This window comes from Paludisphaera rhizosphaerae (genome assembly GCF_011065895.1).
GTDB classification, from domain to species: Bacteria; Planctomycetota; Planctomycetia; order Isosphaerales; family Isosphaeraceae; genus Paludisphaera; species Paludisphaera rhizosphaerae.
Genome location: NZ_JAALCR010000022.1, coordinates 1 through 20630, shown reverse-complemented (window position 1 = coordinate 20630; position 20630 = coordinate 1). Strand labels below are relative to the sequence as shown.

At 67.0% G+C, this 20630-nt stretch carries 13 protein-coding genes; 8 read left to right on the top strand and 5 right to left on the bottom strand.

What is annotated here, in order from left to right:
• Positions 1-42: 42 nt before the first annotated feature.
• Together G5C50_RS23980 and G5C50_RS23975 are read right to left on the bottom strand one after the other, a co-directional pair.
• A complete protein-coding gene (locus tag G5C50_RS23980) occupies positions 43-1458 on the bottom strand; it encodes a hypothetical protein (protein ID WP_165073504.1) in 1416 nt (471 codons plus the stop codon).
• A gap of 28 nt (positions 1459-1486) precedes the next feature.
• Positions 1487-2788: an acetyl ornithine aminotransferase family protein gene (locus tag G5C50_RS23975; RefSeq protein ID WP_165073503.1), complete on the bottom strand. Its 1302-nt coding sequence runs from the start codon at positions 2786-2788 to the stop codon at positions 1487-1489.
• Positions 2789-3162: 374 nt separating this feature from the next.
• Between G5C50_RS23975 and G5C50_RS23970 the strand changes: the two genes are divergently transcribed.
• Together G5C50_RS23970 and G5C50_RS23965 are read left to right on the top strand one after the other, a co-directional pair.
• Entirely contained in the window at positions 3163-4221 is a 1059-nt protein-coding gene (locus tag G5C50_RS23970; RefSeq protein ID WP_165073502.1) for a Gfo/Idh/MocA family protein, read from the top strand.
• A gap of 37 nt (positions 4222-4258) precedes the next feature.
• Complete coding sequence (locus G5C50_RS23965) at positions 4259-6904, top strand: serine/threonine-protein kinase (protein WP_240907345.1); 2646 nt, start codon at positions 4259-4261, stop codon at positions 6902-6904.
• Here the strand turns inward: G5C50_RS23965 and G5C50_RS23960 are convergent.
• Both G5C50_RS23960 and G5C50_RS23955 read right to left on the bottom strand, forming a co-directional pair.
• The gene (locus G5C50_RS23960; RefSeq protein WP_165073500.1) at positions 6803-9148 is read right to left on the bottom strand and encodes a hypothetical protein; all 2346 of its coding nucleotides are present in this window, start codon (positions 9146-9148) and stop codon (positions 6803-6805) included. The two genes, G5C50_RS23965 and G5C50_RS23960, sit on opposite strands and share 102 nt — an antisense overlap.
• 68 nt (positions 9149-9216) lie before the next feature.
• Complete coding sequence (locus tag G5C50_RS23955) at positions 9217-9573, bottom strand: hypothetical protein (protein ID WP_165073499.1); 357 nt, start codon at positions 9571-9573, stop codon at positions 9217-9219.
• Between G5C50_RS23955 and G5C50_RS23950 the strand changes: the two genes are divergently transcribed.
• The 4 genes from G5C50_RS23950 (at position 9559) to G5C50_RS23935 (ending at position 14358) form a co-directional block, all read left to right on the top strand.
• Positions 9559-10200: a hypothetical protein gene (locus G5C50_RS23950; protein ID WP_165073498.1), complete on the top strand. Its 642-nt coding sequence runs from the start codon at positions 9559-9561 to the stop codon at positions 10198-10200. The two genes, G5C50_RS23955 and G5C50_RS23950, sit on opposite strands and share 15 nt — an antisense overlap.
• Positions 10201-10275: 75 nt before the next feature.
• Positions 10276-11160: a UDP-N-acetylmuramate dehydrogenase gene (gene murB, locus G5C50_RS23945; protein ID WP_165073497.1), complete on the top strand. Its 885-nt coding sequence runs from the start codon at positions 10276-10278 to the stop codon at positions 11158-11160.
• 100 nt (positions 11161-11260) lie between these two features.
• Positions 11261-12250 carry a cell division protein FtsQ/DivIB gene (locus tag G5C50_RS23940; RefSeq protein ID WP_165073496.1) on the top strand — a complete coding sequence of 330 codons (990 nt, stop codon included), beginning with the start codon at positions 11261-11263 and terminating at the stop codon, positions 12248-12250.
• 158 nt (positions 12251-12408) lie between these two features.
• The gene (locus tag G5C50_RS23935; RefSeq protein WP_165073495.1) at positions 12409-14358 is read left to right on the top strand and encodes a preprotein translocase subunit SecA; all 1950 of its coding nucleotides are present in this window, start codon (positions 12409-12411) and stop codon (positions 14356-14358) included.
• Between the two features lie 5 nt (positions 14359-14363).
• Here the strand turns inward: G5C50_RS23935 and G5C50_RS23930 are convergent, their stop codons facing one another.
• The gene (locus G5C50_RS23930) at positions 14364-15329 is read right to left on the bottom strand and encodes a DUF1570 domain-containing protein (protein ID WP_165073494.1); all 966 of its coding nucleotides are present in this window, start codon (positions 15327-15329) and stop codon (positions 14364-14366) included.
• Between the two features lie 213 nt (positions 15330-15542).
• Here G5C50_RS23930 and G5C50_RS23925 point away from each other — a divergent pair, with 213 nt between their 5' ends.
• Positions 15543-16481, top strand: a complete 939-nt coding sequence (locus tag G5C50_RS23925; protein WP_165073493.1) for an NAD-dependent epimerase/dehydratase family protein — start codon at positions 15543-15545, stop codon at positions 16479-16481.
• 664 nt (positions 16482-17145) lie between these two features.
• A complete protein-coding gene (locus tag G5C50_RS23920; RefSeq protein WP_165073492.1) occupies positions 17146-20166 on the top strand; it encodes a BPTD_3080 family restriction endonuclease in 3021 nt (1006 codons plus the stop codon).
• The last annotated feature ends 464 nt before the right edge of the window (positions 20167-20630 follow it).

The window sequence follows — 20630 nt, the reverse complement described above, 5'->3', positions numbered from 1 at the left end:
CTCATTCAAAGCATGGGCCGGTAACGACCTGCGACGGCTCACTCAGTGGAGCCGGGGATCCGTCGCCGCGATGATCGCGCTGACGGCCTGCTGGTTGAAGCCCTTGTAGCCCTCGCGGCGCTGGAGGTTCTCCAGATGGCTGCCGATGGTCCCCTCGCGGAGGAACTTGTCGTGCTGCTCATGGGTGATCCAGCCCTCGGCCAGGGCCCGGCCCGCCCGGCGGGCTGAGACGGCCCAGCGCTCGCCGGCGGTGAAGGCCTGACGGAGGAAGGGGAAGTCGGAGAACGGCTTCATCGTCTCGATGCCCGCCTGGGCCTTGAGGCCGTCGCGGAGGGCGTCGAACTCGAACTGAGCCTCCAGATGGTGCATGCCGGAGTCGAGGATCGACTCGCCATGAAGCGCGACCCACAGGCCGACCGTCCCCGGCCTGGCCAGGTCGGGGAGCGACATGTGGGAGAAGTCCTGGGTGGCCTCCTCGGGGGCCAAGTCGAGATCCGCGAAGATGACGATGCCGGTCGTGGGATGCTCCAGCACCTGCGCGCCCCAGCCCGCGTGTTCACCGGCGTGGAAACTCTCGCGGAGGAAGAAGCCGAGCTTCGTGAAGATCCGGATCAGGTTGGGGAAGAACCGCCGCGAGCTTCGGAAGGTGTGGTGGTCGTGGTTCGCCCACCCCAGCCCCAGCTTGTCCTGACGGGCCTTCTGAACCTGCGCCGCACGATTGCGCGACTGCCAGTAATCCCGTTCGACCTCGAAGATGAGATGGCAGGCCAGGTCGCGTGACCCGGCCGTTTCGATGACTTTGTCGACCAATGCTTCGGTGACAGCGAAGCCCTCGGCGTCGTCTTCGAACCGGCGGCGACGCGCGACCCAGAGGTCACGAGCGGCCAGCGCCTCTCGCGCCGCGTGGGGCTTCATCCGGCCCTCGCGGGCGGCGTCGCTAGGGAAGTTCTCGAAGCCGAGATAAGCCCGACGCTCCACGACCACGAGGTCGGTCCCCTCTCCCGGCACGCGAGCCGTGCGCAAGGGGCCCATGGGGTAGCCCTGGATCTTCAGGCCCAGGTCGTGGGCCCCGGAGAAGGCGGCGACGGACTCGACCTTGATCCCGACGTCCTTAACCACGGCCTCGCCGCCTCCGGGCCTCGGCCCAACGGCGATCCGGGGGAAGACGCCCCCCGGATGTGCATAGACCGGGACGCCGACGCCGTGGGTGTCGGCGGTGCGCTCGTAGCCCAACGTCGTCAGCCGGTTGGCGAACGAAGGCGGGCCCGCGACGACGAAATGGTCGAGCCAGTTCTGGAAGATGGTCCCCGTCTCGGGCATCAGTCGTTCGGCCAGGGCCTGGGCGAACGCATTCCGGGACAGGGCCTGTTGCGTCAACTCGTCGATCAGGGCCTCGGTTTCAGGCCAGCGCCGCCACTGGAACGAGGCGGTCTTCTCGTGCTCGGTCGCGGTCGCCATCACGATGCTCCTGCTCGGGGAGAGGGCGTTAGACGCCCGCCTTGTCGGCCGTTTGCACGTCCGCCACGGCGGCGGCCAACAGGTCCAGGCCGATTTCAACCTGGCGCGAGGTCAGGCACAAGGGGGGGCAGAACCGCACGGTGCTGGGGCCGCAGGGGAGCAGCAGCAGTCCTCGGTAGAATGCCGAGTCGATGATCTGGTCCCGAAGCCCCGGCGCGGGCTTGCCATCCTCGCTCTGAACCTCCATGCCGATCATCAGCCCCTTGCCGCGAACCTCGCGGACGAGGCCCGGATTCGCCGCGGCCAGCCTCTTGAGCCCCTCGGTCAACTGCGCCCCACGCGTCACGGCGTTGCGAATGTATTTCCCCTGAAGCAGCTTGATCGACTCCAGCGCGGCCGCGCAGGCGACAGGGTTGCCGCCGAAGGTGGAGGCATGGCTTCCCGGCGGCCAGTCCATCACGTCCGCCTTGGCGACGATTGCGCCCAGCGGCAGACCGTTGGCAATCCCCTTCGCCAGGCAAAGGATGTCCGGCTCGACGCCCCAGTGCTCGCAGGCGAACATCTTTCCGGTGCGGCCGAAACCAGCCTGGATCTCGTCGACCACCAGCAAAATGCCGTGCTGGTCGCAGATTTTCCGCAGGCCCGGCAGGAAGTTGGCGTCAGGGACGATGTAGCCCCCCTCACCCTGGATCGGCTCGACGAAGATCGCCGCCGTCTCCTCGGGCGAGCAGACCGTCTTGAACAGACGCTCGACGCTCTCCAGGTCGTTGTAGACGGCGTGGTGGATGTCGGCCACCAGCGGGGCGAATCCCTGGCGGTGGAGCGGCTTCGACGCCGACAGCGACATCGCGCCGTAGGTCCGCCCGTGGAAAGCCCGCAGGAACGCCACGACGCGCGGCCGCCTCGTATGCTTGCGCGAGAGCTTCAGGGCCGCCTCGATCGACTCGGCCCCACTGTTGGTGTAAAAGACGCGCTTCGGGGTCGTCCCCGGCGCGATCGCCGCCAGCTTCTCCGCCAGCTTGATCTGCGGAGCGTAATAGAAGTCGGTCCCCGACATGTGGATCAGCCGCTTGCTCTGGCGGACGATCGCCTGCACCACCTTCGGGTGCGAGTGGCCGACGTTCGTCACCGCGATCCCCGCGGTGAAGTCGAGGAACCGATTGCCGTCCATGTCCTCGATCATCGCCCCCTTCGCCCGGCGCACGACCAGCGGGTAAGTGCGCGTGTACGACGGGGACATCACGCGGTCGTCGCGCTCAAGCCAGGCCTCGCTCTTGGGGCCGGGCAGAGGCCCATTGATCCGGGGCTCGTCTCGATGCAAAGCGACCATCGCGTCTCCCTTTCCGGTCTCTTGAACCATTCGCTTGTACTAATCTGAAATCCACGTCGGGGATTCCAGCAGGGGGACAGGCGCAGCCCGATGGGAGGGTTCGGGCGCCTTCGGCCGACCTGCATCATCCTCCACGTGATCATTCCATTATCGTTCCCCTCAGCCCCGAGGTCAAATCGAATTTCTCCGATTGAATAGACGGAACCTGTTGCAGCGTCAGGGGTCAGGCAAATGTAGGTTTAATTCCTTAGTTGATCTAACCAGTTGTCGGAGAGTGGTCTCGCGTCGTCGCGCCGGGTCGGAAATACTAGTAATGTCGGCGTGAGGGACGAGGCACGTCTCGGGGTCCGACTGCGCTCGTGGGATCGCTTTTCATGAATACGGTGGTGGTGGGCTACGGCATGGCGGGGCGGGAGTTGCACTCCCCTTTGATTCGACGACAGCCGGCGCTGAGGCTCTACGGCGTCGTCGCGCGTAAGCCCGAGGTCCGCGCCCGCGCCGAGGCCGAGCATGGCGTGCGAACGTTCGAAAGCCTCGATGACGCCCTGGCGGATCCGGCCGTCGAGTTGGTCGTCCTGGCGACTCCGCACGACGTCCACGCCGAGCAGACGATCCAGACGCTGGAAGCCGGTCGACACTGCGTCGTCGACAAGGTCATGGCGCTGACGACAGCCGAGGCCGACCGGATGATCGAGGCCCGCGACCGTTCAGGCCGGATGCTCTCGGTCTTCCACAACCGGCGGTGGGACTGGGATTTTTCGACCATCCGCAAGCTCTTCGAAGACGGGACGATCGGCCGGCCGCTGCTGATCGAGAGCGCCGTCTGCCGGTTCAAGGCGCCGCAAGGCTGGCGCGGCGAAGTGGGGGCGTCGGGGACGATCCTCCACGACTGGGGGGCGCACATGGTGGACCACGCCCTGCAACTGGGCCTGGGCCCCTGCCGGCGGGTGACGTCCTGGCTCTTCGAGAGCCCGTGGGAAGGCGTGGACATCGGCGGCCACGGCCGGATGATCCTGGAGTTCGACCACGCCGTCTTCCAGGCCGAGACCAGCCGGATCTGCCGGATCGACCGCCCCAGGTGGTGGGTCGTCGGGACAACGGGCGGCTACGTCAAATACGGCGTCGACCCGCAGGAGGACGCCCTCCGCGCCGGCGACATCGACCGCGCGGACGAAACCGAGAGTCAGCAAGGGCTCCTGAGCACGGCGGCCGACGCCGACCCAGCCACCCGAGATCCCGAGACGGTCCGTCGCCGACTCCCCTCGGTTCGATCGCACTGGGACGGCTATTATTCCAATGTGGCGGCGCACCTGCTCGAAGGCGAGCCTCTGGCGGTGACAGCCGAACAGGCTCGCGACGTCGTGCGTATCCTGGAAGCGGCGCTCGCATCCTCGCGCCAGCACAAGAGCATCGAAGACCCCTGGGGTTCGTGACGCGACTCAGGGCGAGCGTCGGAGGGTTTGAGCGTTGGTGATCCACTGCCCGTCGTGCCGGCATCCTATCCGGATCGTGGACGTCCTCCCCGGCCGGTTCACGCCGAAGTGCCCAAGCTGTCACCAGGCGTTCGCGCTGACGATCCCGGAGGCGGAAGGGAACGCTCCGAGCGTCGAGATGCTCAAGGCGTCGCCGCCGCCCGCGGAAGCCTCTGAGCCCTCGCTGGAGGCGATCCCGACCAACCTGGACGCCGCCACGCTCGAACCCGGCTACAGCCGTCTGCCGCGCGGGACGCCGCGGTTTCTCGCCAATTGCCTGGTGCTGAAGCTCCTGGGGCACGGGCCGAGAGGCAAATCGTTGCTCGCCCGGCCGCTGTCGCTCGCGGGGAGGGTCGTGCTGAAGGTGATCGCCGCCGATCGAGGCCGCGACGCGATCTTCGTCGAACGCTTCCTGCGCGAGGCCCTGGCGACGGCCCAGCTTTCGAGCCCCCACCTGATCCCGATCGTCGACATCGGCCGCGACGGCTCCTCGACGTTCACCGCAATGGAGTACGTCCCCGGCGCCTCGCTCGCCGAGGAGTTGGCCCGGCGCGGCAAGATCGAGCCTCGTCTGGCCGCCGCGTGGATCCTCCAGGCGGCGCGAGGGCTTTCCGTCGCCCACGAACAGGGGATCTGGCACCGCGACATCAAGCCCGAGAACCTCCGAGTCACCCCCGACGGCCTAGTCGTTGTGGACGACCTTGGGCTGGAGACGACGCCGTCGCTCGCCGCGGCCGAGAGCGCCCGCGACGCCGCCGGCTCGAAGGGCCCACGCGGCAAGGGAAGGACCGTCGCCGAGGACGCTCCGACCACGCGGAGCGTCGCGCGGGTCACGGCCGGGTCGCCCGTTTACATGGCTCCGGAGCAGGCTCGCCACGCCCTCATCATCGACGGCCGCGCGGACGTCTACTCGCTGGGCTGCACGTTCTACCAGCTTGTGGCTGGCCGGCCGCCGTTCGTCCGGCCTTCGGCGACGGAGTTGATCGCCAGCCACCAGGCGGACGAGGTCATCCCGCCGCAGGAGTTCGCCCCCGGAATTCCTCCCAGGATCTCCGACGTCATCCTGACTATGGTCCGCAAGACGCCCGAGGAACGCTACCCGAGCATGAACGTCGTCGTCGACGTGCTGGAGAATGCCTTGGGGCTTCCCCAGGGGAAGACGGCGGCCGTCGAGGAAGAGTATCGCCAGGCCGTTCGCGAAGCCGCCGCGCAGACGATCGACTCTCCCTCGGCGAAACTGCGAAGCCGGATTCTGATGGCCGCCGGCGGCGCCTGGCTGGCGTTCCTGCTGCTCCTGCTCGCGATGCGAGCGTTCCGTCCCCTGATCGTCGTCGGCGGCTTCGGCCTGCTCACCACCGGAGCGCTGGCGTTCGCCCTGAGATCGCTACGGCCCTCGGGCCTCGTCGACACCCTTCGCCACGTCTTCCTGGGGAACGGGCTTCGATCGTGGATCGCCTCGGGAGTCGTCGCCGTTCTGCTGCTGGGGATGACGATCTACGGGGGGTTCCTTGGCTCCTTGATCTTCCTGGGGATCTGCGTTGGGGCGCTCATCGCGGGCTTCCGCCATTTCGTCGAGAAGCCCTACCTGGCCGACCGAGACGAGGCGGTCGCCCGAGTGAAAGAGCCTCTGAAGCGACTCCGCGACGCCGGCGCCGACGAACAGCGTCTGCGCGACGCTCTGATCGCAACGGCAGGTCGAGGCTGGGAGCCCCTCTTCGCGGGCGTCTTCGGCGAGCGAGCCCTGTCCGCCGAACGCCTCCGCGCTCTGCACGATCCGACCGCCCCCAGCGGCGAGGGCCGGCGATGGTGGTCGGGGAGGCTCGAACGGCTGCTGACGGCCGTCGTCGAGATGCGTCGCGACGCCCGGCTCCGGCGACTCTTCCAGGACGTCGAGGAGGCCAGGTTCGAGGCCGAGGGCGTGAACCTCATGACGGCCCGCCGGCACTCGTGGCGAGTCTCGCGAGCCCTGATCGCCGCAGCCGCCGAGTGGCGCGACGAGCAGGTCGCGCTCCGCGCCGGCAGCCTGGCTCCAGGTGCGACCGGACCGACGATCTCCCAGCACCTCCGCGACGCGATCGAGGAGCCCGAGCGGGTCCTCGCCGGACGCGAGGATGGCCCCGGTCCGCTGGCGCAACGGCTGGATTCACTCAGCGACCGCATCTTCGGTCGCCTCCCACGCCTGGTGCTGGGCGCGGTCCTGCTGGCGGCGTTCGCCTACTGGATGCACACGCATAAGGTCGTGACCCTGGAACAGGTCGGGCAGGCGGCGAGCCAGATCGGGCAGGCCGTCAAGAAGTCGGCCGAGAACGCCGACCCGAACGCCCTGGCCGAGACCCACGTGGACGTCCCCAACGTCGACGCCTCGCAGGTTGCGAAGCCGCTCGGCGACGACTGGGTCCCAGGTCCGTTCCGTTCGATCTTCGCCGCCAACCTGGGAGTCGCCGGACTTTTGCTGCTGCTCTCGGCCGTGTATCGCTCGCGAGGCGTGGGGCTCGCCGCGTACCTCGCCGCGGCAGCCGTGCTCTTCGCCCCGGTGATCGGCCTAACCAGCCAGAGCCTCGCCGGAACCTTCGCCCCGGCCACCCAGGCCATGCTTCTGGGCGTCGTCCTGCTGGCCCTGGGAGTCGTTTTCGGGCGGCGATGATCGCCGCAAGGCGCCCAGGCCGAGCACGACGAGCGCGAGCACGACGGAAGTCCCACTGACGACCACAGCCGGGAACACGCGCGTCGGTTGATAGCTGAACGTCACCTGATGCGTCCCAGCGCCGGGAACGTGTGCGGCCTGAATGCCGAAGACTGCCCGCGCGACGGGCTCGGCTGGACCGCCGTCGATCGAGTAGAACCAGCCGGGGTAGAACATCCGGTTGACGACGAGGTCGAAGGGACCGTCGTGGCGTACGCTCGCGGTTCGGCCGTCCCATGAATCCACCTCGGCCACGTTGGCGGTCGGCTCACGACCGGGGGGCGACTGATCCTCTCGGGCGTAAGTGACGACCGAAGGATCATTCGCGAAGCCCATCCCCTCGCTCCAGCCGTAGCGAGCCTTCCGCGCAGCTCGCGCCGGGGGGATCGGATTCTTGAACCGAACCAGCCGCCACAGCGCATGCGCAGGCATTCCTGGGTCCTTGTGAACGAGGCGGTCGAGCGCCTCGTCGGGCGATTCCAGGATAGTCTCGAAGGTGTTCGGGACGAGGTTGAACGGGTCGATCGGCCCGTCCCAGACGCCGTGCGTCGCGCCGAAGAAACGAAGCTCGTCGAGCCGGCTGCCGATCGGCGGTTTGCGCTGGGCGAAAGCCTCCAGCCTCGGGTGCGGCGCGGGCGCGGCGAAGCCCGTGTATGGGTAGAGGGGAGCCAGTCCGATCCGCATCGGCATGTCGGTCAGCAACCCGGCCACCTTGCCGACGCCCTCCTCCTGGGCCAGGCGTGTCATGATGGGGCTTGATTCGGGCACGGGCACCGCCCATCCCCAGTCGGTCGTCGACGTGTAGTAGAGGACGCCCAGTTCCAGCGCCGTCGCGATCAGCAAAATCTGCGGCGCGAGTCTTCCCCGGATCCAGACCGCCGCCAGGATCGCCGCGACGAGCCAGACCCCGCCGGCCGTCGCCAGCCGGATCAGGAGTCGATCGCCGCCTAGCTCGCGGACATGGTCGGGCCGCATCGACCACGAGACGATCCACCAGGCTCCGACCGCTGCAAGCCCAACCGCGACTCCCAGACCGATCCAGGCCCGGCCGCGGCGACTCGCCGAATCGAGCCCCTTGCCGGCGAGAAGGGCCAGCCCCAGGCTCGTCAGCGCCAGGAATCGCCCGGGGGCACGAAACAGTCCCATCCCGGGGATCGAAGCGACCCACTGATATCCGGTCAGCCAGGTCGTCGGCATGATCGCCAGGGCGAAGGTGATCGCGACGACGAGCGTCCAGAACCGCGTTGCCGAATCGCCCTTCGCGAAGAGCCCCACGACCGCGAAGATCAGCGGGATGGTCCCGACATAGAGACAGGCTTCATAGCCCGTCGTCCCCAGCGAGTACCAGTAACCAGCCTCCGGCCCTCCCGGGATCCCGCGCAGCCAACAGGGCGCGATCAGTTCGGCCCAATGAGCGAACGGGAAGCCGAAGAACGCCAGCTCGCGGAACGGCCTCTCGTCAAACCCGACGAACCGCGTCAGCTCCCAGCTTGGCGAAAGCTGAACGGCGGCGATCGCCGCTCCCCAGACCAGACCGAGGAACACCATGCCCACTCGCCCAATCTGGCGAGGCGAGCCAAGCCACCGCCAGAGCGCCGTCGCCGCTGCGAGTCCTCCCGTCCAGGACTGCACCTGGAAGTGCCCCACCGTCAACTGCATCCCATAAGCCGCCGCCAATCCGGCGACCCAGATCCACCGGCCCTCCGCCATAACCAGGTCAGCCAGCAGCAACACGAGCGGTAGATAGGCGAGTGCGTGGTAGGACCACTCGTGGCTGGAGTGGATCGACTGGAACCCGCAGAAGGTGAAGCTGATCGCGGCCAGACCCGCTCCATAAGGAGTCAGCCCCAGTCGACGACCATAGGCGAACGTCGCCCCCGCCATCATCAAATAATGCAGGAACATGGAAAGGCGATAGGCGACCGGGACGGAGAGCACGCGATAGAAGATCTGATTGGGTGGATAGAACGCTGCCGCATGGCTCTCGGCGACCAGCGGGAAGCCCAGGCCGACGTTGTCCGACCAGTACGGGATGCGGCCCTCGGCAAGATTTTTCGCCAGCTCAGCCTTGATCGGTCGGTACATCCGATCGGGGTCGCCGCCGACCGGCTCGACGCCGATCAGCAAGCCTGAGAGAACCGCCGCCGCGAGAGCCAAGGTCCAGAGCGCGGCGGAGTTGCATGCGGCGAGTCCGATACTCTTCATGTTCGATCCAAGGTTTCCGAACAGGGGACGAAGGCCGATATCTTTAAAACGCAAATCCGCAGATTTATTCATCCGAGGTCGACACAGTCCGACCGATCGCCCGTATGTATATCAGGGGGATCGTGCGCGAATTCCCCGAAGCAACTGAGGAGAAACGCCCGCGAATCCAGGATAGGAGGAATCTCGCCGTGATTGCCATGCACTGCCCCTCCTGCGGCGCGGAAGGTCGAATCCCGAAAGAGAAAATCAACCAGCGCCTCATCTGCAAAAAGTGCCTCAAGACCTTCCATCTGACGATGGATGAGAGGGTTTTGCCTGGACCACCGCCCCACGACGAGGACGAAGAACCCGTCCATCACGAAACGCCGGGGCACGAGTTCGATCATGTCGACGAGGAAATCGACCTCGTCATGAAGAAGATCCACGACACGCTGCCGAAGGTTGCAATCGCCCTGGGGTTGCTCGTGGCGGCTGTCATCGCCTGGCCGTTCATTCGGGGACGCGGACCGGTCGGGCTCACCGACCAGACGACGGCCGTCGCTCGCGCCCTGGCCCACAATGATCCCAACGCGTTGAAGGATCTCACCGTCGACCCCGCCGCGGCGAAGGAACTTTCGGAAGCGGTGCAGCCCGAATTCCAGGGGCGGACGGACATCGTGGGATCGACCTCGCCGATGGTCGAAGTCGCGCGGAAGACGGAATCCCCGGGTCCAGGGCTCGCGGAGGTGATCGCCTCGATCAAGCCGGAGAGCGCGGGGGGACGTACCGGGATCTCCGTGCACGACGTCTCAATCGACCCTCGGATGGGAGGCTCGGTGGACATCACCCTGGTCCTCACGGGGGACGACGGCTCGGGATGGCGGCTCGACGCGGGTCGGTCCCTGGCAGCATATCGTAAGGCGAAGACGCCGGCAGAACCGCCGACGACGGCGATCTCCAAGGCCGACGCGGCCAAGGGTGCGAAGGCCGGCGCGACGGCTCGCCGCGGTTCGCCGTCTACCAACGCCCCGCCGACGTCGACGGCTCGCCCCGGAGGCGCTCCGCGCGCTTGACGGTCCTTCGGGTTGCGGCTACCATGCGCCCGTCCGGCTCAAGGTCCGTATGGTCGCCAGTTTGGGGTTCGTCGCTTGCAGCATCCCTTTCAGGAATTCCAGGAGTTCGTCGCCGAGGACTACCCGCTGGCGCCGCTGACTTGGTTTCGCATCGGGGGGCCGGCTGCCTACTTCGCCAAGCCCCACACGGTCGAGAACCTTCGCGCCGTCTTGCGTCGAGCCGCCGAGGCCAACATCCCCGTCAAGATGCTCGGAGGGGGGACCAACGTCCTCGTCCGCGACCAGGGGACTGACGCCCTGGTCGTCCACATGGACAGCCCCTTCTTCTCCGACGTCGCCATCGAAGGTGAAACGATCACCGCCGGTGCCGCGGTGCCGCTGACCGCCCTGATTTCCCAGGCGGCGCGGGCGGGCCTGGCTGGGTTGGAAGTTCTCACCGGCATCCCCGGCACCGTCGGCGGCGCCCTTCGCGGCAACGCCGGCAGCCGCCAGGGTGCGATCGGCCCCTTCGTCGGCGGCGTCGACGTGCTTGACTCCTCCTTCGAGGTCCAGCAGCGCGAGCGCGACGACCTCAGCTTCGTCGACCGGGAATCGAACCTGGACGAGCCCGTCATCCTCTCCGCCCGGTTCGAATTGACCCGGGAGGAACCCGAGGCCGTCGTCCGTCGAATGCGGAAGATCTGGATCGTCAAGAAGGAGAACCAGCCCTACGGCCATCAGTCGTCGGGCCTCATGTTCAAGAACCCCTCGCCGGACATCTCCGCCGGCGCCCTGATCGACCAGGCCGGCCTGAAGGGGACGAGGCACGGCGGGGCCGAGGTTTCGGACCGCCACGCCAATTTCGTCATCGCCCACCCCGGCGCGAAGGCGGAAGACGTCCTCCACCTGATCGACCAGATCCAGCAGCGGGTCTGGCAGCAGTTCGGCTACGAGTTGGAACTCCAGCTCCAGGTCTGGTAGGGTGAACACGTCCGGAGCGAGGCGTCGCGACGCGGGATCCGCCGGCGTTCCATCGCGCCCGGGCCGTTGCGCGCCGGGCGATCAGGGAGGAGCCGGGGACATGGAGTACCGCAACCGGACCCGAATCGTCGCCCCTGACGGCGACGACGACGGCGAGGACTTCCCGCCCCCCCCTCGCCGATTTGAACTCGCCCGTGCCGCCAGCCGACTGGACCTCCGCAAGGTCGCCGCCGCGTCGGGGATCGTCGTCGCGTTGCTGGTCGTCCTCTTCTATGCCGGCGGGCACGCCCTCCAGTCGGCCGTCGCCTGGCTGCATCGTCAGCCCCAGTACCAGCTTCCGTTCGATCGCATCGAACTCCCCGTACCGCCGCCCGAGTGCTTTCGAGGCGGCGCGGCCGGGTTCCTGGAACGGGTCCGCAAGAACGCCCGGGAGCCGGAAGTCCTCCCCGTCCTGGACGTCGACGCCGAAAGCCTGGCCGGAGCGTTCAAGCAATTCCCCTGGGTCGAGCGGGTGGAGTCGGTTGAGTTCCCTCCCCACTCGCTGGTCGTCCGCCTGGCGTACCGCAAGCCGGTCGTCCGGGTGCAGGCGGCGGGGGCCGTTCAGCAAGTCCTCGACCGCGAGGGCTGCATCCTGCCGATGGAGGACATCGATACGGAGAAGATCGGACGGTTGATCGCCGTCTCGGGCCGCAGCCTCGTCGCCCCGGCCGCTGACCGCGTCGGCCTGATCTGGAAGACCGCCGACCCCGACGTCGACCGGATGGTGATTCAGGCCGCCCGGCTCGCCGGGTTTCTTCTGGACCCCTCCCGCGAGTCCGAAGCCAAGACTGACCCTTCGCTTCGGATCACCGCCATCCTCCCGGATAATCCCCCGAACAACCGCGGACTGTTCGTCCAGACGGCCACGCGAGCCCTGATTCTCTGGGGCCACGGACCCGGCGATGAGAAGTCCGGCGAGCCCTCGGCCGATGAGAAATGGGGCATGCTGGCGAAGCAAGCCAAGGAGGGCGAAGTCAAGTTGGAACGACCAGGGGACTACTGGTCGTTCAACCGAACCGGGATGATCTACACGCGGGTCGCCCCCCCCTGAGCCAGCGTCTCCATTCCCCAGAGACGGCCTCCTTTCGGAATTCCCGGGAAGGCGTCGTTCCTCGACGTCCCATTCTCTACGGCGGGATCCGTTCTGCGCCTGCGGCGGCGTTTCGGAACCGTCGATCGGGACTCTTGGGCCAGTCAGAGGAAGCACCCATGGCAAACCGACTCGGCGTCGGATGGATCAACCAGGTGGGCCGACTCGCGGGGCCGACGTCGGCGGGACGCTTCGCCTCGTTCGCCGTGCAAGTCCAGCGCGTCAACGCTCTGGAGCCGACGTTCGAGCCGATGACCGACGCCGAGCTGCGAGAGAAGGCCCTCGCCCTTCGCCTTCGGGCTCGCCAGGGGGATTCGCTGAACGGGCTTCTCCCCGAGGCCTTCGCCCTGACCCGAGAGGCCGCCAAGCGGACGATCGGCCAGCGCCAGTTCGACGTCCAGGTTCTCGGCGGCATCGCGATCCACAACAGTTGCATCGCCGAGCTTGAAACGGGTGAAGGCAAGACGCTGGTCGCCACCATGCCGGCCGTGCTCAACGCCCTGCCGGCCAAGGGCGTTTACGTCGTCACCGTCAACGACTACCTCGCCCGCCGCGACGCCGAGTGGATGGGCCAGATCTACCGCCATCTGGGCCTGACCGTCGGCTGCATCCAGACCGGGATGTCCGACTACGAGCGCCGCCGGGCCTACAACTGCGACATCACCTATGGCACCAGCAAGGAGATGGGCTTCGACTTCCTCCGGGACGAGTTGAAGCGGCTCCAGTTGGGGGACACCACGCGGAAGTCCTTCGAGCAGGCGTTCCTCGGCCAGGGGAACCACGGCGAGGGGGAACAGCCCGTCCAGCGCAGCCACAACTTCGCGATGGTCGACGAGGCCGACAGCATCCTCATCGACGAGGCCCGAACCCCGCTCATCATCGGCGCCAACAACCAGCCGACTCAGGAAGAGGCCTCCGCTTACTACGGCGCCGACCAACTCGCCCTGACCCTCGTCCGGATCAAGGACTACAAGTACGATCCGGTCGAGAAGAAGGCCGAACTCACCGCCGCCGGCCGCCGCAAGGTTCAGGCCCGGGCGGCGCATCCGTCGTTCGTCATGCTGACGGTCGACAGCCTGTATGAGTACGTCGAGCGCGCCTTGCGGGCTCAGATCGCCTACCTCCGCGATCGCGACTACGTCATCCACGACGGCGAGGTCGTCATTGTCGACGAGTTCACCGGCCGTATGATGCCCGGCCGCCAGTGGCAGGACGGCCTCCACCAGGCGATCCAGGCCAAGGAAAAGCTGGAGATCACCCTGGAGACGATCACCGCCGCCCGCGTGACCGTCCAGGACTTCTTCAAGCGGTTCAAGAAGCTCGCTGGCATGACGGGCACGATCACCTCGGACGCCGCCGAACTTCGCCGGATCTACAAGGTCGGCGTGATGCAGATCCCGACCAACCGCCGCAACGCCCGCGTCTGGCTGCCGGATCGGGTCTTCTCCAACGAGCTTGAGAAGTTCCAGGCCGTCGCCGACCAGATCGTCGAGTGGAACCGCAAGGGCGCTCCGGTCCTCGTCGGCACGCGGTCGATCGAGAAGTCCGAGCACCTCAGCGCCCTGCTGGCCGAGGCGGGCATCGAGCACCAGGTGCTCAACGCCAAGAACCACGAGATCGAGGCCCAGATCGTCGCTCAGGCCGGTCAGAAGGGGAAGGTCACGGTCGCCACCAACATGGCCGGCCGCGGCACCGACATCAAGCTGGGCGAGGGCGTCGCCGATCTGGGCGGGCTCCACGTCATCGGCACCGAGCGCAACGAGTCGCTCCGGATCGACCGCCAGCTCGCCGGCCGTTCCGCCCGTCAGGGCGACCCCGGCATCTGCCAGTTCTTCGTCTGTCTGGGAGACGAGATCGTCGACTCCTTCGGCGAGAAGCCCGCCAACCGCGTCCGGCTCCGCAACGACGGCCGGGGCGAACTCACCAGCGCCGCCTGGCGCCGCTACTTCGTCCAGGCCCAACGTCGCAAGGAGCGGCAGCACTTCAAGGACCGCAAGCTCCTCATGCACTATGAGAAGCAGCGGGCCGAGATGCGCACCAACATGGGGCTCAATCCGGTCCTGGGCTGATCGCCTCAGCCCCGAACCAGTTCCCGGCCCAGCCGTCGCAGGCTGTCGTCGAGCTTCGCGATCGGCCCGAGGTGCTTCTCCAGGGTCGCGATCCGGTCGCTGCTCCCCGCGCGGAGGTCGCCGAACCAGTCGACGACCTTCGGCCAGAGCGACCGCGACGACAGCAGGTGGTACATCATCAACCAGGCCTGACCGTACGCCTGCTCGGCCGTCTTCTCCTCGTCGAAGAGAGCGTCGGTGGTCAGCAGCTTGGCGGTGTCGATCCACTCGACCGCATCCTGACGCGAGGCCCGGCGGATCGATTCCAGACGGGGTTGGTTGATCCGGCCCACGGGCGCATTGCCGGTCGGCCGCCACATCTCAAAGTACGCGGCGATCCCCTCGCTCACGCACTTGCCGGGATCCCGGGCGAGCGTCAGAAGCCCCGTGTGATAGCTCAGCATGTGAGTCGTCTCGTGGACGAGTGCGAACGTGTTCGTGCGAGCCGCCCCCGGCGCGGCGTCGGCCCGGAAGTCGAAGACCACGAGCCGGTCGGAGTCCATGTCGAAGTGGCCGCCGACGTTCAGCATCGGCACGCCGCCGACGAACGCGCCGTAGGAGGTCGCATCCTTCAGGATCACGACCATCATCCGCTCGGTTGGATAGTCGATCTTGAACCCGCGATCGCGCAACTGCTTGAGGAAGACGCGGCCGATCCCCTCGCAGACCTCGAGCGCTTCGGCCCGGAAGTCGTCCGGGGCGTTGCCGACGCCCAGAAAATGCGTCGACCGCGAAACCCCGAATGGGGCGATCCCCGCATCCTTCGCCTTCTCCACGATCTTGCCGATCCGCTCGTCCTCCCCGGGCGCGGCCGGTGGGTCGGCGGCCTGGGACGAGGTCGAAAGGCCCGATGAGGCGAGAACTAACGCCGCGGACGCCTGATAGAGCCACTGCCGCCTCGAGAGATCGAGGTTGGTTTGTTGCCGGTCCATGCGTGCGGGCTCCATCGGAAAGCGATTCGTCTCGGCGCGCGAGGGAGACTCGATTATACTCCGCCCCGTCCAGAGAACGGGCTCGGTTCCGCATCGGGCCCCACAGGGATGGATTTGGATCAAGAGCAACACCCCCTCGTTCCCTCGCGTGCCGAACGCGCCGTCCGCACCTTCGACGACGCTCCCCGCGCCGGAACGCCTGCGAGGATCGCCATGTCTGAGCGCATCTTGCTGACCGGTGGAACCGGCTTCTTCGGCCGCCGCATCGCCGAGGCCCTTCGCGGCCGAGGCCACACCGTCGTCACTCCCGGCCGGCCCGACTTCAACCTGATGGACGCCGCCTCCACGCTCCGCACGCTGGAGCAGGTCAAGCCGACCACCGTCGTCCACTCCGCGGCGTACTACGGCGGCCTGGGGATCTGCGTCGCCGAGCCGATCCAGATCTTCCAGCGCAACGTCGTGATGGGCGTGAACCTGCTCGACGCCGCCTCCAAGGTCGGCGTGAAGAAGTTCATGACCATCGGCTCCGCCTGCGCCTACGCCGGTGCCGTCAACGGCGACATGAAAGAGTCCGACTCCTGGTCGGGCGCCCTCCACCCCTCGGTCGAGCCCTACGGCTTCACCAAGAAGGTGATGGAAGTCGGCATGCGGGCCTACCAGAAGGGCTGCGGGATGGTCGGCCAGATGCCGATCGTCACCAACCTCTACGGCGAGCACGACGTCTTCGGCGAGTACCGTTCCCACGTCGCCGCCGCCCTCATCAAGAAGTTCGCCGACGCCGTCATCGAGAAGAAGAAGGAAGTCGTCTGCTGGGGTACCGGCGCTCCGGTCCGCGAGTTCATCTACGTGGGCGACGCCGCCGAAGGGACCGCCCGGCTGCTGGACAGCGGCTACACCGAGCCCCTCAACATGGGGACCGGCGTCGGCACCACGATCAAGGAGCTCTCCGAGATCGTCGCCCGCCTGACCCGCTTCGAAGGCGAGATCGTCTGGGACAAGACCAAGCCCGACGGCGTCATGCGCAAGGTGCTGGACGTCTCCAAGATGGAATCCGTCCTCAACTGGCGTCCTCCCACCAGCCTCGAAGCCGGCCTCGCCAAGACCATCAAGTGGTACATGGCCAACAAGGCCGAAGCCGACGCCCGCAACTGAGCCCTCCCCGATCGACCAACCAACCACCAAACGCCCCCGACGCCCCGCCGCGTCCGGGGCGTTTCTCGTTTCCCGTCCCGCCTTCACCCATCGAACCGGCCGGCCGGCTTCGATTGGGTTCGTCCGTGCGTGGTTCCCACGCAGATGCGACACGATAAGTCCTTGAAATGAAATCAATTGGGTCACCCAAACCGCCCCCCGAAATTGGGTTGGTTCGACCAATTTCAAGACGCTTTCGACTCGATGACGCCGCTCCTCGTATCCAGGAAGAGAATCGTTCTCGGGTGCCATGGCCACTCTTACATGGCCACGCGATCGGCGATGGTCGGGTGAAGCTTTCACGCAGGTCCATGGCATGCCTCCTCCGGTGATGTCGAGAAACCTGCGTCGCTTTCGCCCCGAACTTCGCCCAGGGAGCCAGCGAAAAGACCTCGGCTCTCCATTCAATACCCTGTCGCAGGGGTGCGGATTCCGACCCGGAAAAGGGCGAAAGAGGCCCCTGCGCAACCGCGTCAAACGAAACCCCCGACATCTTCGGCAAAACGGGTGACGCGAAGGATTGGCCGAACGTCGGGCCCACGCTTGCGTGGTCCTTCGAATCGTCGGTTACAATGAATTCCGTCCGGGCCGATCCGATCGGTCGAAGTTTAGACGGAGTCGCTCGATGTCGAAGGTCGCTTCCCTCAACAATCCGATCCTGAATTCGCCTTACGCCGAGCCCTCCAAGCACTTCCGCTTCGACGCCAACAACCAGATCACCGACGCCGTCGACCCCGGCCGCAGGGAGAGCAGCTACTTCCTCCCCATCGCCACGCCCAAGAAGAAGGCCGCACCTTCGCTCTTCGACGCCCTGGAGGAGAAGAAGACCGAGAGCGGACACGTCAATCGCATCCGAGGGCTTCTCCGAACCTGGCGCAGCATGGGGAGGCCCGACATCACGCCCGCGACGCGGGCCCTCTTCGAGCACTGGGAGGCCGACGACCGCTCGCGCGCCCTCTTCTTCTGCCAGATCGAGGCCCTGGAGACGCTCGTCTACGTCACGGAAGTCGCCAAACAGACCAAGTACGGCGACGAGTGGATTGAGAAGTACCTCCGGGACAAGGCCGAGGAAGCCGGCACCGACCTTTTCCGCATCGCCTGCAAGATGGCGACCGGCAGCGGCAAGACGGTGGTCATGGCCATGATCATCGCCTGGCAGGTCCTCAACAAACGCCGATACCCACGCGACAACCGCTTCACCGACGCCTTCCTCGTCGTCGCCCCCGGCATCACCATCCGCGATCGGCTCCGCGTCCTGCTCCCGTCCGACCCCAACAGCTACTACCGGGAGCTCGATATCGTCCCCCCCGAATCTCGCGCCGACCTCGCCACGGCGCAGATCGTCGTCACCAACTTCCACGCCTTCAAGCTCCGCGAGAAGGGGGACGCCGGCGGCCTGACGAAACGGTTGCTCACCGTGAACACCCCGGGCGCCTTCACCGAGTCTGCCGACGAGATGGTCAACCGGATCTGCAAGGACCTGGGCCGGCGCAGGGAGATCATGGTCCTCAACGACGAGGCCCACCACTGTTACCGCGGCCGGCCGGTCGAAAAGAAGGAGAAGCTCACCCGCGAGGAAGCCAGCGAGGCCCGCGACCGGGCCGAGGAAGCCCGGCTCTGGATCACCGGCCTGGAGGCCGTGCATCGCAAGATCGGCGTGAAGTCCGTCGTCGACCTCTCCGCAACGCCCTTCTACCTCAAGGGCTCAGGCTATCCCGAAGGGACGCTCTTCCCCTGGGTCGTCAGCGACTTCTCGCTGATGGACGCGATCGAATCCGGCATCGTCAAGATCCCGCGCGTGCCGGTGGCCGATAACGCGATGACTGGCGACTACCCCAAGTACCGCGACCTCTGGGTCCACGTCCGCGAAGGGTTGAAGGACCTCCGCCGAGGGCCGGAGGACGCGAATCTCCCCCCCTCGATCCCCGGCCTGCTCGAAGGAGCCCTCAAGAGCCTGTACGGCCATTACGCCGAGACCTTCGCCGCCTGGGAAGCCGACGAGGAGGCCCGAGCGAATGGCAGCACGCCCCCGGTCTTCATCGTCGTCTGCAACAACACCAACGTCAGCAAGGCCGTGTTCGATTACATCTCGGGGTATGAGAACGGCCACAAGCATCCCGACGGCGAGCCGGTCGTCGCCGGCGGCGGGGAGCTGGCGCTGTTCAGCAACGTAAAAAACGACCGCTGGCTGCACCGACCCAACACCATCCTCGTCGACAGCCGCCAGCTCGACTCGGGCGAAAGCATGTCCGACGACTTCAAGAAGCTGGCGAAGCACCAAATCGAGGACTTCAAGGCCGAGTACCGCAAACGCTTCCCCGGCCGAGACGTTGAGAACCTGACCGACGAGGACCTGATGCGCGAGGTCCTGAACACGGTCGGCAAGCCGGGCAAGCTCGGGGAGAACATCCGCTGCGTCGTCTCCGTCTCGATGCTCACCGAGGGCTGGGACTGCAACACCGTCACCCACATCCTGGGGGTCCGAGCGTTCGGCACCCGCCTGCTCTGCGAGCAGGTGATGGGCCGCGGGCTCCGCCGCCGCAGCTACGCGCTGGGGGACGACGGCATGATGACCCCCGAATACGCCGACATCTTCGGCGTCCCCTTCACCGGCTTCCCCGTCGCCGGCCTCCCCGAGACGCGGACCCCGCCCACGCCGAAGCCCGGCAAGGCCGTGCGCGCCGTCGCCGAACGGCTGCTGGACGCCCCCTGGCTGGAAGTCACCTTCCCTCGCGTCACCGGCTATCGCTTCGACGTCCCCGCCGAGCACCTCTCAGCGCGGTTCGACGAAACGCACCGGATCGTCCTGACCACCCAGGACGTCCCGACCAGCACCCTGAACGCGCCGATCGTGGGCGAGCAGGCCGAGTTGACGCTGGACGACGCCCGCGAGATGCGGCCCCAGGCGGTCGCCTTCCGGCTGGCCACCCACCTTCAGCAGCGCTTCTTCCCGGAGAAGGCCTGGCTCTTCCCGCAGTTGTTCGGCATAGTCCGCGAATGGCTGGGCGATCCCGAGGAGGACTCGCCGAACGTCGACTACGGCGACGACACCTTCCCCGGGCTGCTCCTGCTCGGCGAGAAGAAGCACGCGGTCTGCGAGAAGATCATGGGGGCGATCCGGAACTCCTCCGGCGGCGCCCAGCGGATGCGGGCGGAATTGCAACGGGACGATCCCATCGGCACCACGGCGGGGGTCTCGTTCGACACGGTGAAGACCTGCTGGACCACCGACCCGGCCAGGTGCCACCTTAACCTCGTCCCCCAGGACAGCGATTGGGAGACGATCGTCTGCCAGAAGCTCGAAGAGATGGACGAGGTCCGCGCCTACGCCAAGAACCAGGGGATGGGCTTCCGCATCCCCTACACCTGCGAGGGCCGGCCCGGCAACTACTTCCCCGACCTCATCGTCAAGCTCGATGACGGCCGCGGGCCCGGCGACTTGCTCAACCTCGTCCTGGAGGTCTCGGGCCAGCGCAAGAAGGAGAAGGAGTCCAAGGTCAACACGACGAAATCGATGTGGATTCCCGCCGTCAACAACCAGGGCACGTTCGGCCGCTGGGCGTTCCTCGAAATCGACGGCTCCAACCTCCACAAGACCAAGCAGGAGATCCGGAAGTTGCTCGTCGAGACGGCCGCAACTCGTTGACGTGGAGACCAGGCAAGATGGACGTTCCACCATCCCAGCAGCCGGCCGAGCCGAAGTCCCCTCTCCTCCCGGGAGTGGGTGGCCCGAAGGGCCGGGTGAGGGTCGTCGGACTTCGAAACGAGCGAGGCGCCCGACGGTCTTCCCCCCCCCTCGCGGGGGAGGACAGACGCCGAAGGCGTCAGACGAGGGGGTCGACCGCCGTCGCATGTGAATCCGACGATCGCCCGTACGCCACGCCGATCCCCCCTCATCCGGCCGCTTCGGGCCACCTTCCCCCGCGAGGGGGGAAGGCCGTCGTGGTCGGATTTCTGGAGCACGGTCTTCCCCCCTCGCGGGGGTAGACAGACCGCGCAGCGGTCAGATGAGGGGGACGACCGACGTCGGACACGCATCCGTCCGGCCGACCTGAACGCGGAGCCGATCCCCCCTCATCCGGCCGCTTCGCGGCCACCTTCCCCCGCGAG